This is a genomic window from Phyllobacterium sp. TAF24 (assembly GCF_052113785.1).
Classification (GTDB): domain Bacteria; phylum Pseudomonadota; class Alphaproteobacteria; order Rhizobiales; family Rhizobiaceae; genus Phyllobacterium.
The window spans coordinates 29566-56086 of the sequence record NZ_JBFRDN010000023.1; the positions used below are offsets into that span (position 1 = coordinate 29566).

Sequence of the window (26521 nt, forward strand, 5' to 3'; positions counted from 1 at the left end):
TTACTGACTAATTCTTGAACCGAAGACATCCCCAATTGTTCGTGCGTAGGGAGCGATGTTTGGGTCTTTCACTGGCACGACCGTTAGAATTTGCAGCCCGTTTGCAATTGCATAACCGATTTCAAGAAGCGCAGCTGACCCTATATACCCATCAATATTGCAAACAGTGAGGAAGGAAGAAATACGAATCTTGGCGAAAATCGAATCTTGAAGAGTTCGCGGGTCATGTATGGGATCGGCATCAAGGAGCACAAACTCTTCGCCAACGTTGATCGCACCCGAGCCCACCGGAGAAAGAACCCTGATTCCAGCGGATTCCAGCCGCTGCTTTAAATCGTATAGCGCGCGAAGATGCTTGCGATATGAGCCGGAAATAACAGTCGTAAGTTCGGAAGACATGACCTTTCCTTCGTCAAATGCATAAGAGGACCACAAGGCCCAGATAAATGGTTAGCGAAAAGGTTTCTAAAAAACCCCTGAATAAAGGGGAATGAGCAATATCTCCGACAATCGGATCAGACCCTTTCGGTGTCAATGCCAGAAAACTAAAATTTAGTACTGAAGGATTTGGTGGAGCCAAGCGGGATCGAACCGCTGACCTCTTGCATGCCATGCAAGCGCTCTCCCAGCTGAGCTATGGCCCCATTCCATTAGCCGGTTTCGGCTAAGCCGGATAAATCCGGCTGGACAGTCGAACGGTCGGGAACCGTTCCGAGGCGGGTACATAAAGCCCGCCGCAGAGAAGATCAAGGTCTATTCGCCGGATATTTCCGTTATTTTCCGGAAGAGCGAAAGACCTTGATGAAAATCAATTTTCGTCGTCTTCGCCGATACCGCCGCCGAGGATGTCGGTAACGTCATCATCTTCATCTTCCTCGTCTTCGGCAAGGAACGTGTCGTCATCATCGGCATCATCGACATCAACGTCGACGTCATCGCCCAGATCCGGCACATCAGCATCGGTATCGCCGTCAGCTTCTTCAAGTGAAACGAATTCCGGCTTTTCCAGAACAACGTCCACTTCTTCGGTCTCGGCCTCTTCCTCTTCTTCACGAACAGATGGAGCGGTCGAATCAAAATAGCTCAGCGGATAGCTCTTGCCTGTATAGGGCGAGACAATCGGATCGCGGTTCAGATCGTAGAATTTCTGACCCGTTTCAGGGTCAACTCGCTTGGTACCAAGTTTTGCATTTACCACGTTATGCCTCGTCTTCTGGCTGCGCCTGCATTCGGTATGCCATCGTCCAACCGTTTATGCCAGCGCTCATCAAATGGATTTCTGGTCCCATAAACGCAATTCAGCGCATTTGTCAAAGCCAAAAACGATGAGTGATTGCCATTGAGCCAATCAATGCATTTGCGAGATGACCGAACCGGCAAGCTGTGTTACGAACGCCAGCGCCTGTAGGCAACACCTGAAACATCCATTTTCCTTGTGATCGATTCTGCTCATGTCCCATTCCGCATTACCCAAGCCCGCCACAGCCCGCCGCTCCAAAGCCCTTACCGGCGATATCCGGATTCCGGGCGATAAATCGATATCGCATCGTTCCTTCATGTTTGGCGGCCTTGCCTCCGGTGAAACCCGTATCACCGGACTGCTTGAAGGCGAGGATGTGATCAACACTGGCCGCGCCATGCAGGCTATGGGCGCAACGATCGTCAAAGAAGGCGACGTCTGGATCATCAAGGGCACCGGCAATGGCTGCCTCTTGCAACCCGAAGCCCCACTTGATTTCGGCAATGCCGGAACCGGCGCACGTCTCACCATGGGCCTTGTCGGCACCTACGCGATGGAAACCACATTCATCGGTGACGCATCCCTGTCGAAACGGCCGATGGGCCGCGTGCTCAACCCGTTGCGGGAAATGGGCGTTCAGGTGACCGCATCGGAAGGCGACCGTATGCCGCTGACATTGCGCGGTCCGAAAGTTGCCGCTCCCATCACTTACCGCGTTCCCATGGCGTCGGCGCAGGTCAAATCCGCTGTGCTGCTGGCAGGTCTCAACACGCCTGGAATCACAACGGTCATCGAACCTGTGATGACACGCGACCACACGGAAAAGATGCTGCAGGGCTTTGGTGCCAACCTTACCGTCGAAACCGACAGGGACAATGTGCGCCATATCCGCATTGAGGGTCAGGGCAAACTTACAGGTCAGACCATTGATGTGCCCGGCGATCCATCGTCGACAGCGTTCCCGCTCGTGGCAGCATTGCTTGTTCCCGGCTCCGATATCACCATCCGCAATGTGCTGATGAATCCCACCCGCACCGGACTTATCCTGACCTTGCAGGAAATGGGTGCCAGCATTGAAATCCTCAATGCACGCCTTGCTGGCGGCGAGGATGTGGCCAACTTGCGGGTGCGTGCTTCCGAACTCAAGGGTATTGCCGTGCCTGCTGATCGCGCGCCCTCGATGATCGATGAATATCCCGTGCTCGCCGTGGCTGCGTCTTTCGCCACGGGAGAGACTGTGATGAACGGGCTCGAGGAATTGCGGGTCAAGGAATCGGACCGCCTGTCAGCGGTTGCCAACGGCCTCAAGGTCAACGGCGTCGATTGCACGGAAGGGCCTGAAACCCTGAGCGTTCGCGGGCGCCCTGACGGTAAGGGCATCGGCGGCGGTACGGTTGAAACGCATCTTGATCATCGCATTGCCATGAGCTTCCTTGTCATGGGCCTCGTCGCGGAAAAGCCCGTCACCGTCGATGATTCAACCATGATTGCCACCAGCTTTCCGGAATTCATGGGTATGATGACCGGCATGGGTGCCGAGATTTCAGAGCAGGGAACGCCAGCCTGATACGCATATGAGCGCATTTTTTTCCGCATTGACGGTATACTTTCTCTATTTGATGTCGAGCGTACCGTTCATCGTCTGGGCGGGGCGAAGCGCCTATGCGGGCACAATTTCCAGTGGATCATCGCGGCCATGGCCCGGCATTTTGAGCACGATCATGCGGGTCGTTCTTCCTTTGCTGCTGATCTTCCTCTATGCGTGGAACGTCTCCGACGGTTCACGGTCAGGCTTGCCCGAGGTCGAAACTGCAGGAACAAGCGATTGGACGCCATATCAGTTTTTGCTTCTGCCGCCCGCGTTCGGTTCAATCGCCGGTTATGGTATAGGCTTCCTCATGGGCGCAAAGGCCGGAAAAAGAGTGTTATGATCGAACCTGCTGTCCATATGCAGAGTGTATCGAAAACGGTCTTGCCGCAGGCAGGGGGCGTCTGATGTATTTTATCCTAACGTCTCTGGTCATTGTCGGTGTTTCCTACGCTATTGAGCGATTTGCGCTGAAAGTCCGCTTCGGACTGTTCGCTCTCCTGTTCTGGCTGTTCATTTTCCAGTTTGCGTTGATCTTCGCCATTGATGCATTGCTGCAGAATTTATCGGCCTATCTGCCGGACTGGCTTTCCTCGATGGTGACAACGGTGGGTGGCTTTGCCTTTGTGTCAATCGGCATTACGCCCCTGATAACGCTGGTCCTTGCTGCTGCCTATTCGCTATTTGCTCTCGGCAATTGGCTGTTTGACCGCGATGAAAAAGATGATGTCGATGTACCATCCCGGTTCACCATTGCCATTGATGGTCCGGCTGCATCTGGCAAGGGAACACTGGCGCGACGGATCGCCGACTATTACGGCTATCACCATCTCGACACGGGTCTGACCTACCGGGCTGTTGCCAAGGCATTGCTCGACCAGAACATGGCGCTTGATGACGAATTCCTCGCCGAAAAGGCAGCGCGCACGGTTGACCTGTCCAAACTTGACCGGACGGCGCTATCGACACACGACGTCGGTGAAGCCGCATCGAAGGTCGCAGTCATGCCCGCTGTACGCCGGGCACTTGTCGCGTCACAACAGGCTTTTGCCCAGCGCTCACCCGGCACTGTGCTTGACGGGCGCGATATCGGCACCGTTGTTTGCCCGGATGCGCCGGTCAAACTCTATATTACCGCCTCACCGGAAGCACGGGCCAAGCGCCGCTTTGAAGAGATCAGATCAACCGGCGGGGGTGCCGAGTATGAGGAGATTCTGGCCGATCTCACCCGCCGTGATGCGCGCGATATGGGCCGCACGGACTCGCCGCTCAAGCCCGCTTCCGACGCGCACTTGCTTGATACGACAGAAATGGATATAGAGACCGCGTTTCTTGCTGCCAAAAAGCTGATTGATCAGGCTTTGGTGGGAAACAAGCATTAAACAAGCATTTGCTACCGATCCACGCACCGGATTGCCCCTGTAAGGGCGGGTTGGCATGCAAATGAACCGTAACACGAACCACCGGTGCTGTGTCCGATGACTATTTCCGGACATATCAGGAGTATTTATGTCTCAAGCCAATCCAACGCGCGAAGATTTCGAAGCTCTTCTCGCCGAGTCCTTTGCCACCAATGACCTTGCTGAAGGTTATGTCGTCAAGGGCCGCATCGTCGCCATCGAAAAAGACATGGCGATCATTGACGCCGGCCTCAAGGTTGAAGGCCGCGTACCGCTCAAGGAATTCGGCGCGAAAGCCAAAGACGGCTCGCTGAAGCCGGGCGATATCGTTGAAGTTTACGTCGAGCGTATCGAAAACGCCCTCGGCGAAGCCGTTCTGTCGCGTGAAAAAGCACGCCGCGAAGAGAGCTGGGTCCGTCTTGAAGAGAAGTTCAACCGCGGCGAACGCGTCGATGGTGTTATCTTCAATCAGGTCAAGGGTGGTTTCACCGTCGATCTCGACGGCGCCGTAGCCTTCCTGCCGCGCTCGCAGGTCGACATCCGTCCGATCCGCGACGTTACTCCGCTGATGCACAACCCGCAGCCCTTCGAAATCCTCAAGATGGACAAGCGCCGTGGCAACATCGTTGTTTCGCGTCGTACCGTTCTTGAAGAGAGCCGTGCTGAACAGCGCTCTGAAATCGTCCAGAACCTTGAAGAAGGTCAGGTCGTTGAAGGCGTCGTCAAGAACATCACCGATTACGGTGCGTTCGTTGATCTGGGCGGCATCGATGGTCTGCTGCACGTCACTGACATGGCATGGCGCCGCGTCAACCATCCTTCGGAAATCCTGAACATCGGCCAGACGGTCAAGGTTCAGATCATCCGTATCAACCAGGAAACACATCGTATTTCGCTCGGCATGAAGCAGCTCGAAAGCGATCCTTGGGATGGTATCGGTGCAAAATACCCGATCGGCAAAAAGATCACCGGTACGGTTACGAACATCACCGACTACGGTGCATTCGTCGAAATCGAGCCAGGCATCGAAGGCCTTATCCACGTTTCCGAAATGTCCTGGACAAAGAAGAACGTGCATCCGGGCAAGCTGCTCTCGACCACTCAGGAAGTCGAAGTCGTTGTTCTCGAAGTGGATCCGGTCAAGCGCCGCATCTCCCTCGGTCTCAAGCAGACACTCGACAATCCATGGACAACCTTCGCAGACAAGTTCCCTGTCGGCACGATCGTCGAAGGCGAAGTCAAGAACAAGACCGAATTCGGCCTGTTCATTGGCCTCGACGGCGATGTGGACGGCATGGTTCACCTCTCCGACCTCGACTGGAACCGTCCAGGCGAACAGGTCATCGAAGAGTACAACAAGGGTGACGTGGTCAAGGCGCAGGTTCTTGATGTTGACGTCGAGAAGGAACGCATCTCGCTCGGCATCAAGCAGCTCACAGGCGACAAGGTCGGTGAAGCAGCAACGTCAGGTGAACTGCGCAAGAACGCTGTTGTAACTGTCGAAGTGACCGGCATTACCGATGGCGGCCTCGAAGTTCGTCTGGTTGACCATGATCTCGACTCGTTCATCCGTCGTGCGGATCTTTCCCGCGATCGTGACGAACAGCGTCCAGAGCGTTTCACGGTTGGCCAGAAGGTTGACGCCCGCGTTATCGCCTTCGACAAGAAGACCCGCAAGCTGCAGGTCTCCATCAAGGCGCTTGAAATCGCTGAAGAGAAGGAAGCAGTCGCACAGTACGGCTCGTCCGACTCCGGCGCTTCGCTCGGCGACATCCTCGGTGCCGCTCTGAAGAAGCAGGAAAAGAACTAAGCTTTTCCCAGCGTTTCAGACTGAAACAGAAACCCGCCGGTCTCGCGACCGGCGGGTTTTTCTTTGTGCGTTGTTAAATCGTATCGAACTGGATGAGGATGAATACGATCTGGCAGATGAGCGCGAGACCAAGAAGTATCAGCTGCGTTCTCTGCTCGCGCACAAAAATGGCAGCTCCACAGACAATGATGAGAAACAGATTGCGGAATGGATACTCCGGTCCGAGTGAATGAAAATGCTCCCGCCCTTTCATGGCTGTGTCGGCAAAATCAACCACAAAAATCGCCATCAATATGCCGAAGAACCACGCACGCCGTGACATGAAGTAGTTCTCATAACCGGAATAGCCTTCCATGCTATCGGGGAACAGCAAGCCGCAGGCCAGAAAGTGCAGGCTGGCGTAGAAAATAACAAAAAGATAAGCCTCAAATTTCCACACTAATGTCTGGTGCAGATAAAATTCAAACCACCAGAAATGCACAACCGTCAAAAATGCGAAGAATACCCAGCCAAGATGAACCGCGTAGATATTTTTGCGCAGGGGATGCTGGATGATACGGGCGACACCGGTCAACAGACGCGAGATACTCAGCCCCAGAATAATTCCTATGATCACGCGTACATGGGTAAATACTTCCGGGCTCGGTATATTGCTATCCATTACATATTCCTCATCCTGATCCAATCAAATTGGCATGAGGTTTATGCTAGCCAAGTCTTATACCGATGCAAATCTTCATCTGTTTTATTCAGTTGAAAATTGTACTTTCATGGTCTGTGGGGTTGCTGTCCCTTTCGAGAGGTAGGGAAGGACGTCCGCAAGCGGCAAGCGATGGGACACCAGCTTTGCCATCATTCCATCGTCGCGTTGCAGGATAGCCAGTGCTTCGGGAATATTGCGGTTCAGCGAATGGGAGCCAACCAGACTGATCTGGCGGCGGAAAATCTCGAATGGTGCAATTTGAATGCGCGCATCCGGGGCGCTGACTCCGAAGACCAATGCAGTCCCGCCATCAGCGGTATAGGCGATCATATCCTCCACCACCCGCGCGATACCCGTAGCGTCAGCAACAAAATCGAACGCCTTTGCTCGGCTTTGAAGATCGGATGAGCCAGAGCGCAGAGGCGTCAGGCCAAGGGACTGGGCGAATGTCAGGCGGCTTTCGTTGATATCCGCAACGCTGACATCTTCAACGCCCTGCGCCTTCAATGATAGGGCCATGAGAAGGCCGATCGGTCCGGCACCAAACACAAGGGCATTTTCGGCATTTGAAGCCCGTGCATTGCCAAGACCGTTGAGAACACAGGCCAGAGGCTCCGCCAGTGCAGCAATATGGAAAGGCAAATTACCCGTGGCATGGAGATGACCGGTTTTAACGGTGCTATATTCAGCAAACCCACCATTGCGTGATACGCCATAGGCTTCCAGTGTCTCGCATAGATTGGTCAGCCCCTTGCGGCAGGAACGGCATTTACCACAGGGTATGTTCGGGTCGACGGCAACCCGGTCGCCGGGTCGCCAGTCTGTGACGTCCTCGGCAACCGCTTCCACGATACCAGCATATTCATGCCCCGGCACCAGCGGAAAGGCACCATTGCCATAACGTCCATAAAGAACATCGATATCGGTATGGCAGAGACCGGATGCCATGACACGCACAAGGGCGTGTCCCGGCTCAAGCTCCGGTTCCCTGAGATCGGCCAATCCGGCGGCGCCCAAGCCCGTGAAATGAATGGCTTTCATGGCAAATCCACTCTGTCCTGTTGAAATTTCAGATGCTGGCGAATGGTCCGCGCATTTACTGCGCGGACCTTCATTATGGGGCTATTTGATATAACCAGCGCGGGTCATGATCTGTTCGACCTGCCGCTGCCCCGCATCCAGCGCCTGATCGACGGTCTGCGTTCCGGCAAGCGCCGACGATATGAGCTGCCCGATCGTTGTCCCGAAAGCCTGAAACTCGGGGATGGCAACAAACTGCACACCCGTATAAGGCACGGGATCCTTTGTCGGCTTTGTTGGGTCGGCGGCCATGATGGACTTCAGAACGGTAACTGCAAAAGGCGCCGCCTTCTGATACTCCGGATTGTCGTAGGTGGATTTGCGCGTTCCTGGCGGAACGGCAACCCAGCCTTCACTGGCGGCAACCCGTTTGACATATTCTTTCGATGTCGCCCATTTGACGAAGGACTTTGCCGCATCCACCTTTTTGGAGGTGGCAGGAATGGCAAGGGTCCATGCCCATGACCAGCCCGCACCATTGGGGGTGACCTGAACCGGCGCACGCGTGAACGCTACCTTATCGGCTACCTTGCTTTGCTTGGGATCATAAATGCGGCCCGCAGCGGAGGTCGCATCAATCCACATGGCGCAATGGCCGGTGGCAAAGAGCGCCTGATTTTCATTAAAGCCATTGGATGTGGCACCGGGCGGGCCATAATGCTGCATCAGATCGACATAGGTCGCCACCGCCTGTTTCCAAGGTGCCGAATTGATCTGGGGCTTCCAGTCCATATCGAACCAGCGACCGCCATAGGTGTTGATCATGGTTCCAAGGAACGCCATGTTCTCACCCCAACCAGCCTTGCCGCGCAGACAGATGCCATATTGTTCTTTCGATTTGTCGGTCAGTTTGGCCGCAAATTCCTTGATCTGATCATAGGTGGGCTGATCCGGCATGGTCAGGCCTGCCGCATCGAAAAGATCCTTGCGATAAAGGGTAAAGGAACTCTCGGTGTAGAACGGAACCGCATAGAGCTTGCCGTCTACGGTCAGGCCTTTTTTGATCGGATCGAGCAGATCGGCGTAATCATAATCATCGCCAAGATCATCCATCGCCGTGAGCCAACCCGATTTGCCCCAGATTGGCTCTTCATATCCGCCAATGGTCAGGATATCGAACTGGCCGCTCTTGGTGGCGATATCTGTGGTGACGCGCTGACGCAGCACGTTTTCTTCCAGAACCACCCAGTTAAGCTTGTTGCCGGTCGCTTTCTCCCATTCGGGCGACAGTTTCTGCATCACGATCATATCGGCATTGTTGACAGTCGCGATGGTCAATTCTTCTGCAAACGCAGTGCTGGCAAGAACGCCTGTTACGGCGGTCATGAGCAGCAGATGCGCTGGCCTCCTCAAGGTAACGCTCATTCTTTTCCTCCTCCAAGGTTAAGCCTACGAACTTTACGCACGTAAACTTAAAATAAGTCATACAAAAATATTTACGGACATGTATACAAAAATCTGATGGAATAATTCCGAAGCTCCGTATGGGATCAATCTACAGCGCTTCAGTGACTAGGAACATCCCACATCACCATGCGTTATAAATGCGAAGTTTGACATGATCCAGAGTTGGTACGGTTTAATTGAAAACTTGACGCATGTGATTAGCCTTGTAAATTTTTGATTGGCATGATTTGCAGCCGATGGCACGAATACAATCGAAAGACCGATGAGATTGTCTCAGGACATTTTCTTCACAAGCACGACGATGTCTCCTAGAACAAGCGAAACGGTCGTGAAAAGGGAATGCGCGGTGAAAAAGACGATCAAGACCATGGAAGACTTTTCCGCGTTTGTGGGCCTGTCCCGTCCGACCGTGTCGAAATATTTCAACGACCCCAACTCCGTGCGCAAGAAAACCCGCGAAATCATTGAGGCTGCCGTCAAGCAATCTGGCTTCCGGCCGAACATTTTTGCGGTCAACCTCAATCGCCGCCGCACCAATATTCTCGGCATCATTATTCCCAATTCCACTGATCCGTTCTATACGGCCCTCACCCGGCGCATTGAGGGAATTGCCGAACAGGCGGGTTACCTCGCCTTTGTGCTCAGCTCCGATGGCAAGCCGGAACTTGAAGAGCGCGCCATCGAAACATTCAAATCGATGAACGTCGCCGGGTCCATCATCGCGCCCCTCGGCGTGCAGTCCCATCAGGAGAAATTGCTGAAGCTCGGCGAGTCCATCCCCATGATCTATGTGGACTCCCCGCTCGACACAGTTTCGCCCTTTGTCGGCACGAATAACCGGCAAAGTTTTCAACTCATCGTCGACTATCTGACGCGATCCGGCGATGCGCCGTGCTATTTCGGTATGCCGCCCGTCAACAGCAACGCTTTTGAGCGCCGCGAAGCCTATAGTGAAGCCATGGAGCGCCTCAAGCTTGAGCCTCGGATCATCGAAGTGGAGCAGACAGCCAATTGGGATTTTGAAAAGTCCGCCTTCGACGCAACGATCCAGATCTTGCGCAATGGCGGTTTTCCAACAAAGACCGTTCTTTGCGCCAATGACCGTGTTGCATTCGGCGTAATTGCTGCGGCTTTCCAGATCGGCGTCAAGGTTGGGCGTGGCGATGATTGCGACCTGCGGGTTGCAGGTCACGATGATCAGCCATTATCGCGCTATATGTGCCCGCCACTGACAACTGTGGCGCAGAACTACAACGAGATCGGCAGGCTAGCGGCGGCGCTGCTGTTTCACAAACTCGGCGAGCATCAGGATGCGAAGTTCGAACTGCCCGCCAATGAGCGGATATTGCTGAACGCCGAGATCATGCTGCGCATGTCCGCCTGATCCAAAACTTGTCGCGCGTAAAGATTTATTTGTTGACATGGAAATAATACGGCTTATCTGTCTTTGTCGAGCGTATTGACGATTCATGCGCGAGACAACAGGCAGATACCGATATGACGCTTGACATGCCCCTTTCTTCCCTGGCCCCGGAAAGCCTTGGCCTGACCATCACCATTGGCGAAATTCTCGTCGAGATCATGGCCACCACAATAGGCAATGGCTTTCTCGAGGCACAGCCGCTGATCGGGCCTTTTCCCAGTGGTGCGCCGGCTATCTTTATCGATCAGGTGGCCAAATTGGGGGCTCAGGCAGGTATCATTGCGACCGTTGGCAAGGATGATTTCGGCCGGTTGAATATTGAACGTTTGCGCAAGGATGGTGCCGACGTCTCGGCCATTACCATCAGCCCCGATTATCCGACGGGGAGCGCTTTTGTGCGCTATGCAAACGATGGAACACGGGATTTTGTTTATAATATCGCCCGCAGTGCTGCCGGTGAAATCAAGCTAACGGACGCCGCCAAAGCTCTGATTGCGCGCGCCGGTCATCTGCATGTCATGGGCTCGGCCCTGTCGATCCCGGCCGTATGGCCCATCGTCGAATACGCCCTGCACGACATCAAGCAGCGTGGCGGAACGCTCTCGCTTGATCCCAATATGCGCAAGGAACTGGCCGCGGGCAAAGAAACGGGCAGTCAGTTCACCGCTCTTCTACAGGCAACAGACCTGCTTCTGCCATCAGGAGATGAACTCTTCGTTGCCTGCCCAGCCGCCTCCGAAAACGAAGCTATCGAAGCGCTTCTTTCGTCAGGTATTTCCGAGATTGTCCTGAAGCGGGGACAGGACGGTTCCACGCTCTATACAAAGGCTGGTCCTGTTCATCGTCCGGCTTTCATTGTCGATGAAATCGATCCGACCGGCGCTGGCGATTGCTTTGGCGCCACCTACCTTACATGCCGTCGTCTTGGCCACTCAGCCGAACACGCGCTCGACTATGCCAATGCGGCCGGAGCCCGCAATGTTACCCATCGCGGTCCCATGGAAGGCACATCGACTTTCCATGAACTTGACCAGTTCATGGCCTCGACACCAAGGAAATAAGCATGTTCAAGTCCCTCTCACAATTGGCCAGCGCAAACAGGAACGGCGAGAATGCGGGAATCACATCCGTCTGCTCCGCTCATCCACTTGTCATCAGGGCTGCCCTGCGACGAGGCAAGCAGCATGGGCAGATCGTGCTCATCGAGGCGACGTGCAATCAGGTCAACCAGTTTGGTGGCTATACCGGGATGACACCCGTGGATTTTGTCGTCTTCGTCGAAGCGATTGCGCGGGAAGAAGGCGTTGACCGGAACAGCCTCATTTTTGGCGGCGACCATCTTGGACCCAATCCATGGCGCAAGCTCCCAGCCGAAGAGGCAATGGCGAAAGCCGTGACGATGGTCATCGACTATGTGCAGGCTGGCTTCACCAAAATTCATCTGGATGCCAGCATGGGTTGCGCGGGAGAGCCTGCAGCGCTTGATGATGAAATAACCGCCCAGCGCGCGGCGCGGCTTGCCAAAGCAGCTGAACAGGCGGCCCAGAACAGTGGCTTTGCCCTGCCGAATTATATTATCGGCACGGAAGTGCCTGTTCCCGGCGGCGCGGATCATGAATTGACTGAAGTCACGCCGACCAGCCCGGAGGCAGCGCGGCACACAATTGCCGTCCACCGGGCGCGGTTTGCCAGCGAAGGGCTGCAGGATGCCTTTGACCGCGTTATCGGAATTGTCGTTCAGCCCGGCGTCGAATTCGGCAATGAGAATGTTGTCGAGTACAGGCCGGATCGGGCGATAATGTTGACGAGGCTGCTGGATAGCGAGCCGCAATTCATCTTCGAAGCCCATTCCACTGACTATCAGACAGTACAATCACTTTCGGCGCTTGTGCGCGACGGATTTCCGATCCTCAAAGTCGGCCCCGGCCTGACCTTCGCATTGCGCGAAGCGCTGTACGGGCTTGATCTCATCGCGTCGGAGCTCGATCCATCCTATGGCGAACGCCCGCTCGCTCGCGCCATGGAACGCTTGATGCTCCAAARGCCTGACCATTGGGCATCGCACTATCATGGAGCGGCAGCTGCTCTTCATGTCCAGCGCCACTACAGCTATAGCGACCGTATTCGCTATTACTGGACGGAACCCGAGGCGGTAGCAGCGGTTAACACCTTGATGGCTGCTCTAAGTGACCGAGACATCCCGGAAACACTGCTGCGGCAATTCCTGCCTGCTCTCACTGTAAAACCGGCAGACCGCAACAATCCTGAGGCGATCCTCATTACCGCTATTGACCGCGTTCTTGCGGATTATTCCGCCGCCTGCGGCTGGTAATCAGCCACAATTGATCCATAACGCTTCGGGCCATTATTCTTTCCTGCCGTGCCCGGAGCCATCCATGAAGAATTGCCTGATCCGCTGGGTTGCCAGTTTTTTGATTTTCAGTCTGGCGATGATATCCCAGTCACAAGCCCAGGCCGCATCAAATTACATCGCTGGATCGATCAAACCCAATCATGTGGAGCAATCTGATCTCGACCGGCAACTCCTAGTCTTCTACCAACAATGGAAGAAGCTGTATGTTGTGCAGGCATGCGGCGACGGGCGCTTCTTCATCAAGGTTAATGCGGATGGAAAACGCGTTGGCGGCGATACGGCTCCCGGCACCATCACGGTATCGGAAGCCCATGGTTACGGCATGATGCTGATGGTGTTGATGGCAGAGCGTGATCCACAGGCCCATGCAATCTTTGATGGCATGGTGCGCTACTTCAAGGATTTTCCGGCAACATCCAATCCCGGCCTCATGGCTTGGAATCAGGTCACAGGCTGCAAGAATGCTGGCGGCCGGTTTCGCGGCCAGATTAGCGCAACCGATGGTGATCTTGATATCGCCTATGCGCTTCTGCTCGCCGATTCCGTTTGGGGAAGCAAGGGAAGCTTCAACTACCGGAAGGAAGCGGACCGCACGCTCAATGCTATCTTGAGCCATGACGTTCACGGACAGAGCGGTCATCTGATGATCGGCGACTGGCCAATTGCCGATGGCGAGCCAGAGATCGCAATGACCACGCGCTCTTCCGATTTCATGCAGTCGCATCTAAAAGCCTTTGCTGACGCGACGGGCGACAAACGATGGCTGGAGGTAAGGGATCGCACCTATGATAACATTGACGATATCCGCAAACGCTATGCTTCCAAAACTGGCCTGATGCCCGATTTCATCTTTCATCTTGATACAAAGCCAACACCTGCCACTGCCGGTTTTCTGGGTGACGAGCGGGACGGTCTCTACTCCTGGAACGCCGCGCGCTATCCCTGGCGCGTGGCGATGGATTACCTGTTGTACGCGGAGCCCCGCGCGCGCACGGCCCTGCAACCGCTCAATCAATGGGCCCGCATGGCGACAAAAGATAACCCCCGACATCTTGCTGACAGCTATCGACTCGATGGTCGAACGTTGGCGGATCACGACAAGAATTCCATGGCCTTCGTTTCTGCATTCGGTGTTTCAGCGATGATCGACGCCGGTAATCAAACGTGGCTGAATGCAATTTGGGATGACATGGTGGAACGGAAGATTTCCGATGAAGATTATTATGGCAATACGCTGAAGCTTCTTTCCATGGTCGTCCTGTCGGGCAACTGGAAAAAGCCGTGAGACGAAGCGCGGCAACGCGCCGCGAGAGTTGATATCGATCAACTCTTTGCCTTCGGAGCAAAAGGCTTTAAACAGCAGGGGAATATAGGACGATTTCCATAGGAGAGCCTGATGACAATCACGAAGCCAAAACTTGTCACGATTTTCGGAGGCTCGGGTTTTGTCGGTCGTCACATCGTGCGGGCGCTGACCAAGCGCGGTTATCGCGTTCGTGTCGCCGTTCGCCGTCCTGACCTTGCCTTCCACCTCCAGCCTCTGGGCGGCGTCGGCCAGATACAGGCGGTTCAGGCCAATCTGCGTTATCGTTGGTCCATCGACCGCGCCGTTGCAGGTTCCGACCACGTCATCAATCTTGTCGGCATTGCCTATGAGAGCGGTGCCCAGCGCTTTAGCACTGTGCATGAGTTCGGCTCCCGTGCCGTGGCAGAAGCTGCGCGTGCCGCGGGCGTTCCGCTGACACATATGTCAGCCCTCGGCGCTGATGCGCACTCCTCTTCGCTTTATGCCAGCACAAAGGGTCGTGCAGAGGCTGCCGTCCATGAAACATTGCCCGATGCGGTGATCATCCGCCCGTCCGTCGTGTTCGGTCCGGAAGATGATTTCTTCAACCGGTTTGCCGCCATGGCGCGTATCTCGCCATTCCTGCCGCTGATTGGTGGTGGCAAGACCAAGTTCCAGCCTGTCTATGTCGGTGATCTGGCGGAGGTCTTCGCCCGCTCGGTCGATGGCTCGCTGAAATCAGGACAGATCTATGAGCTTGGCGGTGCGGAAGTGCTGACATTCCGCCAGTGTCTTGAAGAGACCCTGCGCGTCATCGGCCGCAAGCGTATCTTTATTCCAATCCCATGGTGGGTCGCCAAAATTCAGGGCACCGTGCTGGGCATGTTGCCAAAGCCGCTTCTGACAAAGGATCAGGTGGTGCTGCTGCAGAAAGACTCCATCGTCTCCGAAGCGGCAAAAACCGAGAACCGCACACTTGAAGGGCTCGGCATCCAGCCGCAGACAATTGAGACGATCCTGCCGTCCTATCTCTGGCGCTTCCGTGTGCAGGGCCAGTATTCGAGCCAGAAACCCGCCTGATTTCAGTATCTGTTCTCTGAAATGAAAACCCCGGCACTGCCGGGGTTTTTTATTGTTACTTCATCAGGATGAGAGCGATGAGACCAATCGTACCAACAATCACCCGCCAATAGGCAAACAGTGCAAAGCCATGGCGCGAGACGTAATCGAGAAGATAACGCACAACGAATACGCCCGAGATAAAGGCGGCAATGAAGCCGATAGCGATGAGAGACGCGTCATTGAACGTCAGCACATCGCGATTTTTGTAAAGATCATAGGCAAAGGCGCCCGCCATGGTCGGCATGGCCAGGAAGAATGAAAATTCGGCGGCCGAGCGCTTGTCCGTGCCAAGCAGCAACGCGCCAACAATGGTGGAGCCGGAACGGGATGTTCCGGGGATCATGGCCAGGCACTGGATAAAACCGATCTTCAGGCACAGGGACAGCGGATAATCCATCACATTGGTGTAACGGGGTTTCAGATCCAACCGGTCGACCCACAGCAGGATAATACCGCCGATGATCAGCATGACGCAGATCAGCATGGGCGATTCAAACAGCACTGTTTTGATGAAGCCATGCGCAAAGATACCGATCACGACAGCGGGCAGAAATGCGAGCAGTATACCGGCAACGAAGCGCCGCGTGCGTGCGTCACTGGGGAAATCCTTGGCAATTTTCAGAAGACGGCCGAAATAGACGGTGAGGATGGCAAGGATCGCTCCAAGCTGGATAAGGACCTCAAAAGTCTTGCCGTTGGACTCAAAGCCGAGGAAGTGACCGGCGAGCAGCAGATGGCCCGTGGAGGAAACAGGTATAAACTCTGTTAACCCTTCCAGCAATCCGAGAAAAAGGGCTTCGACAATTGTCTGTGATTCCATGATTATAACTTTCCATGGTGATCCCGGTCCGGATGATCACGCGCTGTTTGCTTGTCTCGTGCCGCGGTTACGCCTATAGGTTTGGCATAGACTCAAGGCAGACGAGCAATACGCTGCCCATTGTTAAAATGCCAGTTCGAAAGATTTATGAAACACCTGCCATGTTGACGCTTTTTCATCATCCGATGTCCACCGGTTCGCGCTATGCCCGGCTTATCCTCAACGAATATGATATTGAAGTTGAGCTGATCGAGGAAAACAGCTGGTCGAGGCGCAAGGAATTTCTGGCGCTCAACCCTGCTGGAACGCTGCCTGTTCTTCTGGCGGAAGGCGACGTTCCCGTTGCCGGCGCAACCGTGATTTCAGAATATATTGACGAAACGCGCGGCGCGTTGAAACGCAGCCGCCGCCTGTTTCCAGAAGATTCGCTGAACCGCGCGGAAGTACGCCGTCTGGTGGACTGGTTTCTGATCAAGTTTGAGAATGAAGTCACCCGCCACATGGCGCGTGAGCGCATTTTCAAGCTGCATATGACAGCCGAACAGGGTGGCGGTGCACCTGATTCCACCGCCATTCGTGCCGCACGGGCAAACATTACCCAGCATATGAAATATATCGACTGGCTGACCGCCACGCGGAACTGGCTGGCGGGTCCGATGCCAAGCTACGCTGATATGGCCGCAGCCGCTTCAATCTCCATCCTCGATTATCTCGGCGAGATAAAGTGGGCTGAATACAAGGCCGCGCGGGATTGGTACACGCGGATGAAATCGCGCCCCTCATTCCGGCCATTGCTGACTGACCGCGTACGCGGCCTGCCGCCATCATCGCATTATGGCGATCTGGATTTCTGATGCTGCCCGCGGATGCAAAAGCCGCGACACGTTCAGGGCCAAAAGCGCAGCCACAGGGGCTGAAACAATTCATACTAGAAGAGGCCCGCGCTGCGGGCTTCGATCTTGTCGCCATTACGCGCCCCGATGCCATTCCATTGGCCGAGGAACGGCTACGCCACTATCTGGAAAAAGGCCGCCACGCCTCCATGGCGTGGATGGCGGAAACGGCGGAACGCCGCGCCAGCCCCGAAAATCTGTGGCCGGATGTGCGCTCGGTCATTGTTCTGGCGATGAATTACGGTCCGGATGGCAACCCGCTTGAAATCCTCAGCAAGAAAGACAAGGCCGCGATCTCAGTCTATGCGCAGAACCGCGATTACCACGATATTATCAAGGGCAAGCTGAAAGGCGTCGCCAGCCGCCTCGCATCCCGTATGGCGGGCGAGAGTGTCAAAGTGTTTGTCGATACAGCGCCCGTGATGGAAAAGCCGCTTGCGGAAGCTGCGGGCTTGGGCTGGCAGGGCAAGCACACCAATCTCGTCAGCCGCACTCACGGTTCATGGCTGTTTCTTGGCACGATTTTTACCACAGCCGAACTCGAAGCTGACACGCGAGAGGCCGATCATTGCGGCTCCTGCCGGGCGTGTCTGGATGCCTGCCCGACGAATGCCTTCCCGGCACCCTATCAGCTTGATGCGCGGCGTTGCATTTCGTACCTGACCATCGAACACAAGGAGCCAATCGCCCTGGAATTCCGCAAGGCCATGGGCAACCGCATCTATGGATGCGATGACTGCCTTGCGGTCTGTCCATGGAACAAATTTGCCGAGACTGCGCGGGAAGCAAAACTGCAGGCACGGGATGATCTGAAGGCGCCTGACCTAGCCACATTTCTGACGCTTGATGATAGTGCCTTTCGCGCCCTCTTCTCCGGTTCGCCAATCAAGCGCATCGGCAGAGACCGCTTTATGCGCAACGTGCTGATCGCCTGTGGCAATTCGGGACAAGCGGATTTGAGCGCGCTCGTCGAACGGCACCTCGACGATCCTGCACCGGTGGTGCGCGGCGCCGCCATCTGGGCGTTGGGGGAGCTTGTCGATGCTCAGCATTTTGCTACTCTGCAAATACGCTATGCTGCACAGGAAACTGATGCTGATGTACTGACTGAATGGCGCAATGCAGGAAAGAAACAATGATGCGGATTTTTCTCTTCGGGGCCGGTTATTCAGCCCGCGCTTTTGCCCGGATGATGGCCGATAAAGCAGACTTCATTGGCGGAACCACGCGTGACAGCGACAAATTTGCGGCGCTCAAACGGGAAGGTATTACACCGTTCCTGTTTCAGGGCACCCATGCATCGCAGGAGATCGTCAGTGCGCTTGAGGACGTGACCCACATCGTCATCTCGACCTCGCCCGGACAGACTGGTGATCCCGTTTACGCACAGTTCGGCGACACAATCCGCTCCGCCATGCCGAAACTGAAATGGATCGGTTATCTTTCCACCGTCGGCGTTTATGGTGATTATGGTGGCGCTTGGGTTGATGAAACCACGCCATGCCATCCCGTTTCTGCGCGTTCGGTCGAGCGGGTCGATGCCGAGCAGGACTGGCAGAAACTGGCCGATGCACACAAGGTGCCACTGGCAGTCCTCAGGCTCGGTGGCATTTATGGGCCGGGCCGCAATGCATTCGTCAATCTTGCCAATGGCACTGCACGCCGCCTGAACAAGGCGGGGCAGGTATTCAACCGCATTCATGTCGACGATATTGCCGGAGCCCTGCGCTTTCTGGCAGAGCGCAACGAAGCCGGTGTATTCAATGTGACCGACGATGAGCCGGCACCCCCGCAGGACGTCGTTGCCTATGCGGCGGAGTTGATGGGTGTTGAAGCGCCGGCTGAGTCCCAATTTGAAACGGCAGAACTTACGCCCATGGCGCGGTCGTTCTATGGTGAGAACAAGCGCGTTTCCAATGCACGCCTCAAGAAACTTGGCTTTGCCTTTCGCTATCCCGATTACGGAACAGCTTTTTCCATGATGTGGCGCGACGGAAGCTGGCGCTAGAAGCTTGTAACGACGCTAATGCCGGTACCCTCGAACCGGTCCATGCCCATCAACGCCGCAGGTGCTTCATCAAGGGCAATGCGTTTGCCGATAAGCTTTTGCGGGGCGAGCTTGCCATGCTCAAGCATGTCCATCAGCGCCTTGTAACGAAAAGCCTGCATGCCATGGCTGCCGAGAATTTCCAGCTCGTAGGCAATAACTTTGTCCATCGGAATGGGCGCGCGCGCATGATCACCCAGCATCAACCCGACCTGCACATGACGGCCGCGGCGACGCAGATTGGCGATGGAATTGAAGCACGTTGAGGGATGCCCCAGTGCATCAATTGACACATGGGCCCCACCTTTGGTGATCTCCTTGACGGCACCGACGATATCTTTCTGTTCCGAGCCATTGACCGTTGCTACGGCACCTAACTCCCGTGCAAAAGCGAGTTTTTCTTCGGTCAAATCCACCGCGATGACGTTCGCACCCATGGCGGTCGCGATCATGATCGCTGATAGACCGACACCGCCGCAACCATGCACCGCAACCCATTCGCCGGGTTTGACCTTAGCCTGATCGACGACAGCCCGGAATGACGTGACGAACCGACAGCCAAGGCTGGCGGCTGTGGCAAAATCCAGTGTTTCGGGCAAGCCAACCAGATTTGTATCGGCGAAATCCACCGCGACATATTCGGCAAAAGAGCCCCACGCGGTGAAGCCCGGCTGGAACTGATGCTCGCAGACCTGATGATTGCCGGAATTGCACTCGAAACAATGGCCGCATCCGCCAACGAAGGGCACAGTGACCCGGTCGCCGATTTTCCACTGGGTTACATGCCTGCCAATCGCCTGAACAGTTCCTGCCAGCTCATGTCCGGGCACATGCGGCAGCTGGATATCAGGATCATGGCCCATCCAGCCATGCCAGTCACTGCGGCATAGGCCCGTTGCCTCGACCTTGATAACCACACCCGTCGGTGCCGGTGCCGGATCGGCTACATTTTGTATCGACGGAGCCTGGCCAAATTGTTCGAAGACAACTGCTTTCATGGGATGCGCTTTCGTTCGAACCATGGTGAGGGCGAATCAGACGAGGGCTATATCTCGGTAGCATATTGCGACTTTCACGCGAATCTGGCCATCATAAAGCCCGGAATCCCGATGCTAACTCACGGGAATCGCCCTTAGCTGGTGGACAGTGGCCATGAAATCAAAAACTCTGATGCGTCTTGCACTCACAGCGCTCCTGTCTTTTTCCGGAGTAGCGAATGTATTTGCCGAGGATGGACCGGCCAAACAGCTGTTTGGCGGCGTCGCGCTGCCATCGCTTGGTTCGCCGCAATCAACAGGTTTTTACGCCAAGGGTTGTCTTGCCGGTGGTGTGGCCCTGCCCGTTGACGGTCCGACCTGGCAGGTGATGCGGCTATCGCGCAATCGCAATTGGGGTCATCCCCGTATGATTGCCCTCCTGGAGCGATTGTCCCGCGATGCCGCAGCCAAGGATGGCTGGTCTGGACTGCTGGTCGGGGATATTTCGCAGCCGCGCGGCGGCCCGATGCTGACGGGTCACGCCTCGCATCAGGTTGGTCTTGATGCCGATATCTGGCTGACCCCCATGCCCAAAGCCCGCTTCAACAATGATCAGCGTGAAAAAGTCGAAGCCAAGTCCATGCTGAAAGGCGACACTCTTTATGTCGACCCCGACAAGTGGACGCCTGCACATGCGGCTCTTCTGAAGCGTGCCGCAAGCTATGCCGAGGTAGAGCGTATCTTCGTTCATCCCGGCATCAAGAAAAAACTCTGCGAGACAGTGCAGGGCGACCGCAGCTGGATGGCAAAAATCCGCCCCTACTGGGGCCACTTCTATCACTTCCACGTTCGCATCAAATGCCAGCCCGGCTCACCCAACTGCAAGCCGCAAGAACCAATCGGCACATCCGATGGTTGTGACAAGTCGCTGGCCTGGTGGTTCACTGACGAGCCATGGCGCAAGGCGCCTCCATCAACCAAACCGGTCAAGCCGAAGGTGATGATGCTGTCAGACCTGCCGAAGCTTTGTGCGCAGATACTTGATGCACCCGGCCCGCAATCCAAGGATCAGGTTACCTATGGTCTGGGTGCAAAGGCCAATTCCGACAGCGATGTCCCGGCTGTTGTGCCGGATGAACCCGTCGCGGTTCCCCGGCCAAAGGCGCGCGTGAAGACAAACTAAACCATTGGGTGTCTCAAAGGGTGCTGCTCTACCACTTAAAGTGGCAAGGCAGCACCGTTTCAGGTCTTTTTTGCCTTCGGTCTTTTCAGGCGAGCACGAATTGAGTATAGGGTTTCAATCGATTTAAGACCAAGGTCCAAAGCAGTTCCTTCATGAAGCAGCCTTTCCGCCTCGCGCTGATCGCCCATGACCAGAAAAAGGATGACATGGTGGCTTTCGCGCGCGCCTATGAGGCACAGCTTGCGCCCTGCACCATTGTGGCAACAGGTACAACTGGTGGTTTGATCAAGGACGCCTGTCCGTCACTGCAAATCACCCGCGTCAAAAGCGGCCCGCTTGGCGGTGACCAGCAGATTGGCGCACTGATCGCCGAGGGACTGATTGACGGGCTGATTTTCTTTGTCGATCCGCTGTCGCCTATGCCGCATGATGTGGACGTGAAGGCGCTGATGCGGCTTGGCATTGTCTATGACATTCCTATGGCCTTGAACCGGGCCACCGCCGAGGTTCTTGTGCAAAAGAAGGGTTTGCTGCGCGCTGATTGATGGTTAAGCATGGCGCAGCACGATTGAGATTGGGGACGGAATTTATGGTTACTTCAGCAGACACCGATTGCATCATGAAATTCCCGATTCTGGTCGGTGATATCGGTGGCACCAATGCGCGTTTCGCCATTCTTGTCGATGCCTATGCGGAACCGAAAGAGTTTCCCATCATCCAGACGGCAGATTTCGAAACCATCGACGAAGCGATCCAGACCGGCATTCTCGATCATACATCGATTCAACCGCGCTCCGCAGTGCTTGCCATTGCCGGTCCCGTGGAAGGTGACGAGATCGATCTGACCAACTGCGCCTGGGTCGTCAAACCCCGCAAGATGATGGAAACGCTCGGTCTTTCCGACATTACTGTTCTTAATGATTTCGAGGCGCAGGCGCTTGCCGTGGTCTCGCTAGAGCCAAAGCATCTGGAAAAACTCGGTGGCGGTGACGGCGATCCCCATGGCAGCCGCGCGGTTCTTGGACCCGGCACCGGGCTTGGCGTTGCGGGCATGGTTCGCTCGCGCAACAGCTGGGTTCCCGTTCCCGGCGAAGGTGGTCATGTGGATATGGGTCCGCGCACGGCGCGCGACCTCGAACTTTTCCCGCATATCGAACATATTGAAGGGCGCATTTCCGGCGAACAGCTTTTGTGTGGGCGCGGTCTGCAGAATATTTATCGTGCCATTTGCAAGGTCTCTGGCACCGAAGCCAAACTGCAGACGCCTGCCGATATCACAGCTGCGGGCCTTTCCGGTGAATCAGCAGAAGCCAAGGAAACCCTGTCGCTGTTCGTGACCTATCTTGGCCGTCTTGCCGGTGATTTCGCACTGACATTCATGGCGCGCGGTGGTGTTTATCTTGCGGGTGGTATTGTCCAGAAGATCGTAGCGCCACTCAAAGATCCGGCGTTCCGCGAGGCCTTTGAAGACAAAGCACCACATCGCCAGATCTTAAGCGAGACACCTGTCTACATCATTACCCATCCTCTCGCGGCGCTCAGTGGGTTGTCGGCGTTTTCGCGCACGCCGAGCCGGTTTGGCATAGCAACCGAGGGCCGCCGCTGGCGCAAAGATTAGACTTTGTGCGTAGGCATGAGGGCAACACCTTCCCTGTCCCGTTCATGACGTTAGCCAAAACCAATAGGCAAGGCCGATCAATAACGCTATAGGGTCAGCTTGAAGAAGGGCGCGACCACATTAAATCGTTGCCCGAAAGCTTGATACGAACGAGTTGCCGTCCGTCATGAATGATCAGACCAAGAAGAAGAAAATCGATCCGAATGAGGCGCGCCGCGTCATCGGACGTGTTTTGAATGAAAATCTTCGAGACCACAGATCATCCTATGCCATCGCGCTTGTCGCAATGCTGGCCGTCGCGTGCACAACGGCATTTGTGGCCTATATCTTCAAGGACGTCATCAACAAGATTTACTATGAGAGACGCGAGGAGCTGATCATTCCGATCAGCCTCGGTATTCTCGTTGCCTTTGTCATCCGCGGCATTGCGACCTACACGCAATCGGTGATGATGGCGAAGATCGGCAACAATATTATCGCGCGATATCAGCACCGCATCTTCGACCACCTGATGAAACTCGGTCTCGATTTTTATCATGATACGCGCTCGGCGCAGCTCGCGGCCCGGATCAATCAGAACGTCTCAGGTGTCCGCGAACTCATGGATATTACCGTGACGACGATCGGTAAGGATCTCCCGACCCTCATTGCCCTGATCAGCACCATGGTGATTCTTGATCCGCTTTTGTCACTCTTTGCCTTGCTGATCGGACCACCTGTCATTTTGACCGTGCGCTATCTGGCAAAGCGTTTGCGCAGCATCCATCGCGAATCCGTACAGGTGAATTCACATCTTCTCGGTGCCATGCAGGAGGCAACACAGGGCATCGCCATCGTCAAGGCATTCACGATGGAAGACCAGTTGCGCAACAAGATCAGTCTGCTAATCAAGCGTGCCGAAGAGCGTGCCAACAAGATTGCGCGGGTTTCGGAGCGGACGACCCCTATTACCGAGCTCATAGCTGGTATCGCTATCGGATCAATGATCATCTACACCGGCTATCGGGCGGTCATCAACATGGAACCGCCCGGTGCCATGTTCGGCTTCATGACAGCCGTCCTGCTCGCCTATGATCCCGTACGGCGTCTGGCGCGGGTTCAGGTGGGCCTTGAGCGATCGCTGGTCAATGCGCGCATGTTCTTTGAAATACTCGACATCGAGCCGCGTCAGGCTGACAGCATCGGCGCCGTGCCGATTACCGTACCAACGGGCGAAGTGCAGTTCGACAATGTACGCTTCAGCTATGGCAATGAGATACCGGTGCTGCATGGCATCAGTTTCACAGCTGAAGCAGGCAAAACCACTGCTATTGTCGGCGCATCCGGTGCAGGCAAATCCACCCTGATCGGCCTTGTGCAGCGTTTTTATGACATCGACAGTGGCCGTATTCTGATTGATGGACAGGACATTGCCTATGTCAGCAAGAAGTCTCTGCGCCAGTCGATCGCCTATGTATCGCAGCAGCCTTATCTGTTCGAAGGCACCATTGCCGACAATATCCGCTATGGTCGCCCTGATGCGACCGATGAAGAGGTGATCGAAGCGGCAAAGCTTGCCAATGCCGACGAGTTCATCCGCCAGCAGCCGCAAAGCTATGGCACCGAAGTGGGCGAGAACGGCGCGACGCTTTCCGGTGGCCAGCGCCAGCGTCTTTCCATTGCCCGCGCCATCGTGCGCAACGCCTCCATTCTTCTGCTTGATGAAGCCACCTCGGCCCTCGACAATGAATCGGAAAAGCGCGTCCAGCAGGCACTTGAACATGTGATGCAGGGGCGCACGACCATTGTCATCGCGCATCGCCTGTCGACCATCGTCAATGCGGATCATATCGTCGTTATGGAGGCCGGACGCGTTGTCGAGGAAGGCGTGCACGAGACCTTGCTTGGCGTGCCCAACGGCATCTATGCACGTTTCTATCAGTTGCAAGGCAAGGAAGAGTCGCCCATCATTGATGACAGCAAAGAGCGGGCAACCCCAGTAACAGGAACAGCCGAATGAGTGAGACATCCGCAATGAAGCTTGCCGTTGTCGGTGCCGGCGGCCGCATGGGACAGACCTTGATCCGCGCGATTCAAGCCATTGACGGTGCTGTTCTTGCGGGGGCTATCGAGCGTCCGGGCTCTCCCCATATCGGTCAGGACGCTGGCGAACTCGCCGGTGTCGGCCATCTCGGCATTCCCGTGACCGATGACGCGCTCTCCGTCTTCGTCGGCGTCGAAGGCGTCCTTGATTTTACAGCGCCCGCGGCAACGGTTGCCTTTGCCGAACTCGCCGCACAGGCGCGTATCGTGCATGTGATCGGTACAACCGGCTGCTCGCCGGAGGATGATGCAAAAATTCGCGCTGCCGCGCGCCACGCGGCTGTCATCAAGTCAGGCAATATGAGCCTTGGCGTCAATCTTCTCGGCGTGCTGGTCAAGCAGGCTGCAAAAGCACTTGGGTCCGATGATTTTGATATCGAAATTCTTGAAATGCATCACAAGCACAAGGTCGATGCGCCATCAGGCACCGCATTGCTGCTGGGTGAAGCGGCAGTAGCGGGACGCAACATTTCGCTGGCTGATCACAGCGTGCGCGTGCGCGACGGGCATACCGGCCCGCGCGAAGAGGGCACTATCGGCTTCGCATCCTTGCGCGGCGGCTCGGTTGTCGGTGACCATTCGGTTATTCTGGCGGGACCGGGCGAGCGCATCACCCTCTCCCACCATGCGGAAGACCGCACGATATTTGCACGCGGTGCCGTCAAGGCGGCGCTGTGGGGCAAGGGCCGCAAGCCGGGCCTCTATTCGATGCTCGATGTGCTTGGCCTCAACACCTGATATCCCGAACCGATTTCCGTCCAACAGGAGTATTGCAATGTCCGGAACCCTCGTCCTTGTCCGTCATGGCCAGAGCGAATGGAATTTGAAGAATCTGTTTACCGGCTGGCGTGATCCGGGACTGACCGAGCTTGGCCACAGTGAAGCCAAGGCCGCCGGTCAGCGCCTGAAGGCCAAGGGTCTGCATTTCGACATCGCCTACACATCTGTGCTGTCGCGCGCTCAGGTAACGCTGCAGCACATTCTTGACGAGGTTGGTCAGCCAACCCTTCAGACGATCCGTGATCAGGCTTTGAACGAACGCGATTATGGCGATCTTTCCGGCCTCAACAAAGACGATGCCCGCGCCAAGTGGGGCGAGGATCAGGTGCATATCTGGCGCCGGTCCTATGACGTTCCACCGCCCGGCGGCGAGAGCCTGCGCGATACGGGCGCCCGCGTCTGGCCTTACTACCTGCACGAGGTACAGCCGCATGTGCTGCGCGGTGAGACCGTTCTGGTGGCTGCCCACGGCAATTCGCTACGCGCACTCATCATGGCGCTGGACGGTCTGACCAGCGAAGAGATCATCGCGCAGGAACTGGCAACCGGCGTTCCTGTCATTTACAAGCTGAATGCTGATTCGACCGTTGCTTCAAAGGAAATCCTGACCGCTTGAGGTCGACCGCTTTCCATCTTTTTAAGACAAACCCGCGCTGGAACACCGGTGCGGGTTTGTTGTTTGTGCTGAT

Annotated in this window: 25 protein-coding genes and 1 tRNA gene; 18 read left to right on the forward strand and 8 right to left on the reverse strand. The window is 55.6% G+C overall.

The features are described from left to right. The 3 genes from AB4Y96_RS18685 to AB4Y96_RS18695 form a co-directional block, all read right to left on the reverse strand. Entirely contained in the window at positions 1–399 is a 399-nt protein-coding gene (locus tag AB4Y96_RS18685; RefSeq protein WP_441919037.1) for a hypothetical protein, read from the reverse strand. Positions 400–568: 169 nt separating this feature from the next. Continuing rightward, positions 569–644, reverse strand: a tRNA-Ala gene (locus AB4Y96_RS18690). A 164-nt stretch (positions 645–808) separates the two neighbouring features. After that, complete coding sequence (locus tag AB4Y96_RS18695; protein WP_091879193.1) at positions 809–1198, reverse strand: TIGR02300 family protein; 390 nt, start codon at positions 1196–1198, stop codon at positions 809–811. 253 nt (positions 1199–1451) lie between these two features. On the opposite strand from AB4Y96_RS18695, the gene aroA reads away from it, so the two are divergent. The 4 genes from aroA to rpsA all read left to right on the forward strand — a co-directional run bounded on the left by aroA (position 1452) and on the right by rpsA (position 6038). Beyond that, positions 1452–2807 carry a 3-phosphoshikimate 1-carboxyvinyltransferase gene (gene aroA / locus AB4Y96_RS18700; RefSeq protein ID WP_441919039.1) on the forward strand — a complete coding sequence of 452 codons (1356 nt, stop codon included), beginning with the start codon at positions 1452–1454 and terminating at the stop codon, positions 2805–2807. A gap of 7 nt (positions 2808–2814) precedes the next feature. After that, positions 2815–3171, forward strand: coding sequence for a hypothetical protein (locus AB4Y96_RS18705; RefSeq protein ID WP_091879197.1), 357 nt, complete (start codon positions 2815–2817; stop codon positions 3169–3171). A 358-nt stretch (positions 3172–3529) separates the two neighbouring features. Then, positions 3530–4210: a (d)CMP kinase gene (gene cmk / locus AB4Y96_RS18710; RefSeq protein ID WP_244518298.1), complete on the forward strand. Its 681-nt coding sequence runs from the start codon at positions 3530–3532 to the stop codon at positions 4208–4210. 127 nt (positions 4211–4337) lie between these two features. Beyond that, positions 4338–6038 carry a 30S ribosomal protein S1 gene (gene rpsA / locus AB4Y96_RS18715; protein WP_091879198.1) on the forward strand — a complete coding sequence of 567 codons (1701 nt, stop codon included), beginning with the start codon at positions 4338–4340 and terminating at the stop codon, positions 6036–6038. A gap of 73 nt (positions 6039–6111) precedes the next feature. On the opposite strand, the gene AB4Y96_RS18720 is transcribed toward rpsA, so the two are convergent. The 3 genes from AB4Y96_RS18720 to AB4Y96_RS18730 form a co-directional block, all read right to left on the reverse strand. Further along, complete coding sequence (locus tag AB4Y96_RS18720; RefSeq protein WP_091879200.1) at positions 6112–6699, reverse strand: hypothetical protein; 588 nt, start codon at positions 6697–6699, stop codon at positions 6112–6114. A gap of 84 nt (positions 6700–6783) precedes the next feature. Then, positions 6784–7782: a zinc-dependent alcohol dehydrogenase family protein gene (locus AB4Y96_RS18725; protein ID WP_441919041.1), complete on the reverse strand. Its 999-nt coding sequence runs from the start codon at positions 7780–7782 to the stop codon at positions 6784–6786. An 81-nt stretch (positions 7783–7863) separates the two neighbouring features. After that, positions 7864–9147 (reverse strand): ABC transporter substrate-binding protein, encoded by a 1284-nt coding sequence (locus AB4Y96_RS18730; protein ID WP_091880181.1) that lies wholly within the window; start codon positions 9145–9147, stop codon positions 7864–7866. A gap of 448 nt (positions 9148–9595) precedes the next feature. Here AB4Y96_RS18730 and AB4Y96_RS18735 point away from each other — a divergent pair, with 448 nt between their 5' ends. The 5 genes from AB4Y96_RS18735 (at position 9596) to AB4Y96_RS18755 (ending at position 15390) form a co-directional block, all read left to right on the forward strand. Further along, positions 9596–10612, forward strand: a complete 1017-nt coding sequence (locus AB4Y96_RS18735; RefSeq protein ID WP_441919089.1) for a LacI family DNA-binding transcriptional regulator — start codon at positions 9596–9598, stop codon at positions 10610–10612. 125 nt (positions 10613–10737) lie between these two features. After that, on the forward strand, positions 10738–11712 hold the full coding sequence (locus tag AB4Y96_RS18740) for a tagatose kinase (protein ID WP_441919042.1): 975 nt from the start codon (positions 10738–10740) through the stop codon (positions 11710–11712). A gap of 2 nt (positions 11713–11714) precedes the next feature. Further along, positions 11715–12983 (forward strand): D-tagatose-bisphosphate aldolase, class II, non-catalytic subunit, encoded by a 1269-nt coding sequence (locus AB4Y96_RS18745; protein WP_441919043.1) that lies wholly within the window; start codon positions 11715–11717, stop codon positions 12981–12983. A 64-nt stretch (positions 12984–13047) separates the two neighbouring features. Then, entirely contained in the window at positions 13048–14310 is a 1263-nt protein-coding gene (locus AB4Y96_RS18750; RefSeq protein WP_441919045.1) for a glycosyl hydrolase family 8, read from the forward strand. A 111-nt stretch (positions 14311–14421) separates the two neighbouring features. Beyond that, positions 14422–15390, forward strand: coding sequence for a complex I NDUFA9 subunit family protein (locus tag AB4Y96_RS18755; RefSeq protein ID WP_441919046.1), 969 nt, complete (start codon positions 14422–14424; stop codon positions 15388–15390). A gap of 55 nt (positions 15391–15445) precedes the next feature. Here AB4Y96_RS18755 and AB4Y96_RS18760 read toward each other — a convergent pair whose 3' ends face one another. Next, positions 15446–16252 (reverse strand): undecaprenyl-diphosphate phosphatase, encoded by an 807-nt coding sequence (locus AB4Y96_RS18760; protein WP_091879211.1) that lies wholly within the window; start codon positions 16250–16252, stop codon positions 15446–15448. Between the two features lie 161 nt (positions 16253–16413). Here AB4Y96_RS18760 and AB4Y96_RS18765 point away from each other — a divergent pair, with 161 nt between their 5' ends. Genes AB4Y96_RS18765 through AB4Y96_RS18775 form a run of 3 tightly spaced genes read left to right on the forward strand, consistent with a single transcriptional unit; the run spans position 16414 to position 19153 of the window. Further along, complete coding sequence (locus AB4Y96_RS18765; protein WP_441919048.1) at positions 16414–17106, forward strand: glutathione S-transferase family protein; 693 nt, start codon at positions 16414–16416, stop codon at positions 17104–17106. After that, positions 17106–18284: a tRNA epoxyqueuosine(34) reductase QueG gene (gene queG / locus AB4Y96_RS18770; protein WP_441919049.1), complete on the forward strand. Its 1179-nt coding sequence runs from the start codon at positions 17106–17108 to the stop codon at positions 18282–18284. The genes AB4Y96_RS18765 and queG overlap by 1 nt, the downstream gene beginning before the upstream one ends. Beyond that, positions 18284–19153: an SDR family oxidoreductase gene (locus AB4Y96_RS18775; RefSeq protein ID WP_091880182.1), complete on the forward strand. Its 870-nt coding sequence runs from the start codon at positions 18284–18286 to the stop codon at positions 19151–19153. The genes queG and AB4Y96_RS18775 overlap by 1 nt, the downstream gene beginning before the upstream one ends. Here the strand turns inward: AB4Y96_RS18775 and AB4Y96_RS18780 are convergent. Continuing rightward, on the reverse strand, positions 19150–20190 hold the full coding sequence (locus tag AB4Y96_RS18780; protein ID WP_441919051.1) for a zinc-dependent alcohol dehydrogenase family protein: 1041 nt from the start codon (positions 20188–20190) through the stop codon (positions 19150–19152). The two genes, AB4Y96_RS18775 and AB4Y96_RS18780, sit on opposite strands and share 4 nt — an antisense overlap. A 172-nt stretch (positions 20191–20362) precedes the next feature. Here AB4Y96_RS18780 and mepA point away from each other — a divergent pair, with 172 nt between their 5' ends. The 6 genes from mepA (at position 20363) to AB4Y96_RS18810 (ending at position 26448) form a co-directional block, all read left to right on the forward strand. Further along, positions 20363–21352, forward strand: a complete 990-nt coding sequence (gene mepA, locus AB4Y96_RS18785) for a penicillin-insensitive murein endopeptidase (protein ID WP_244518300.1) — start codon at positions 20363–20365, stop codon at positions 21350–21352. Positions 21353–21504: 152 nt separating this feature from the next. Beyond that, positions 21505–21897: a methylglyoxal synthase gene (locus AB4Y96_RS18790; RefSeq protein WP_091879218.1), complete on the forward strand. Its 393-nt coding sequence runs from the start codon at positions 21505–21507 to the stop codon at positions 21895–21897. A 44-nt stretch (positions 21898–21941) separates the two neighbouring features. Next, positions 21942–22970, forward strand: coding sequence for a glucokinase (locus AB4Y96_RS18795; RefSeq protein WP_441919053.1), 1029 nt, complete (start codon positions 21942–21944; stop codon positions 22968–22970). A gap of 166 nt (positions 22971–23136) precedes the next feature. Further along, entirely contained in the window at positions 23137–24969 is a 1833-nt protein-coding gene (locus tag AB4Y96_RS18800) for an ABC transporter ATP-binding protein (protein ID WP_441919055.1), read from the forward strand. After that, the gene (gene dapB / locus AB4Y96_RS18805) at positions 24966–25790 is read left to right on the forward strand and encodes a 4-hydroxy-tetrahydrodipicolinate reductase (protein WP_091879223.1); all 825 of its coding nucleotides are present in this window, start codon (positions 24966–24968) and stop codon (positions 25788–25790) included. Before AB4Y96_RS18800 ends, dapB begins: the two co-directional genes overlap by 4 nt. A gap of 37 nt (positions 25791–25827) precedes the next feature. Beyond that, complete coding sequence (locus AB4Y96_RS18810; RefSeq protein WP_113095268.1) at positions 25828–26448, forward strand: 2,3-bisphosphoglycerate-dependent phosphoglycerate mutase; 621 nt, start codon at positions 25828–25830, stop codon at positions 26446–26448. The last annotated feature ends 73 nt before the right edge of the window (positions 26449–26521 follow it).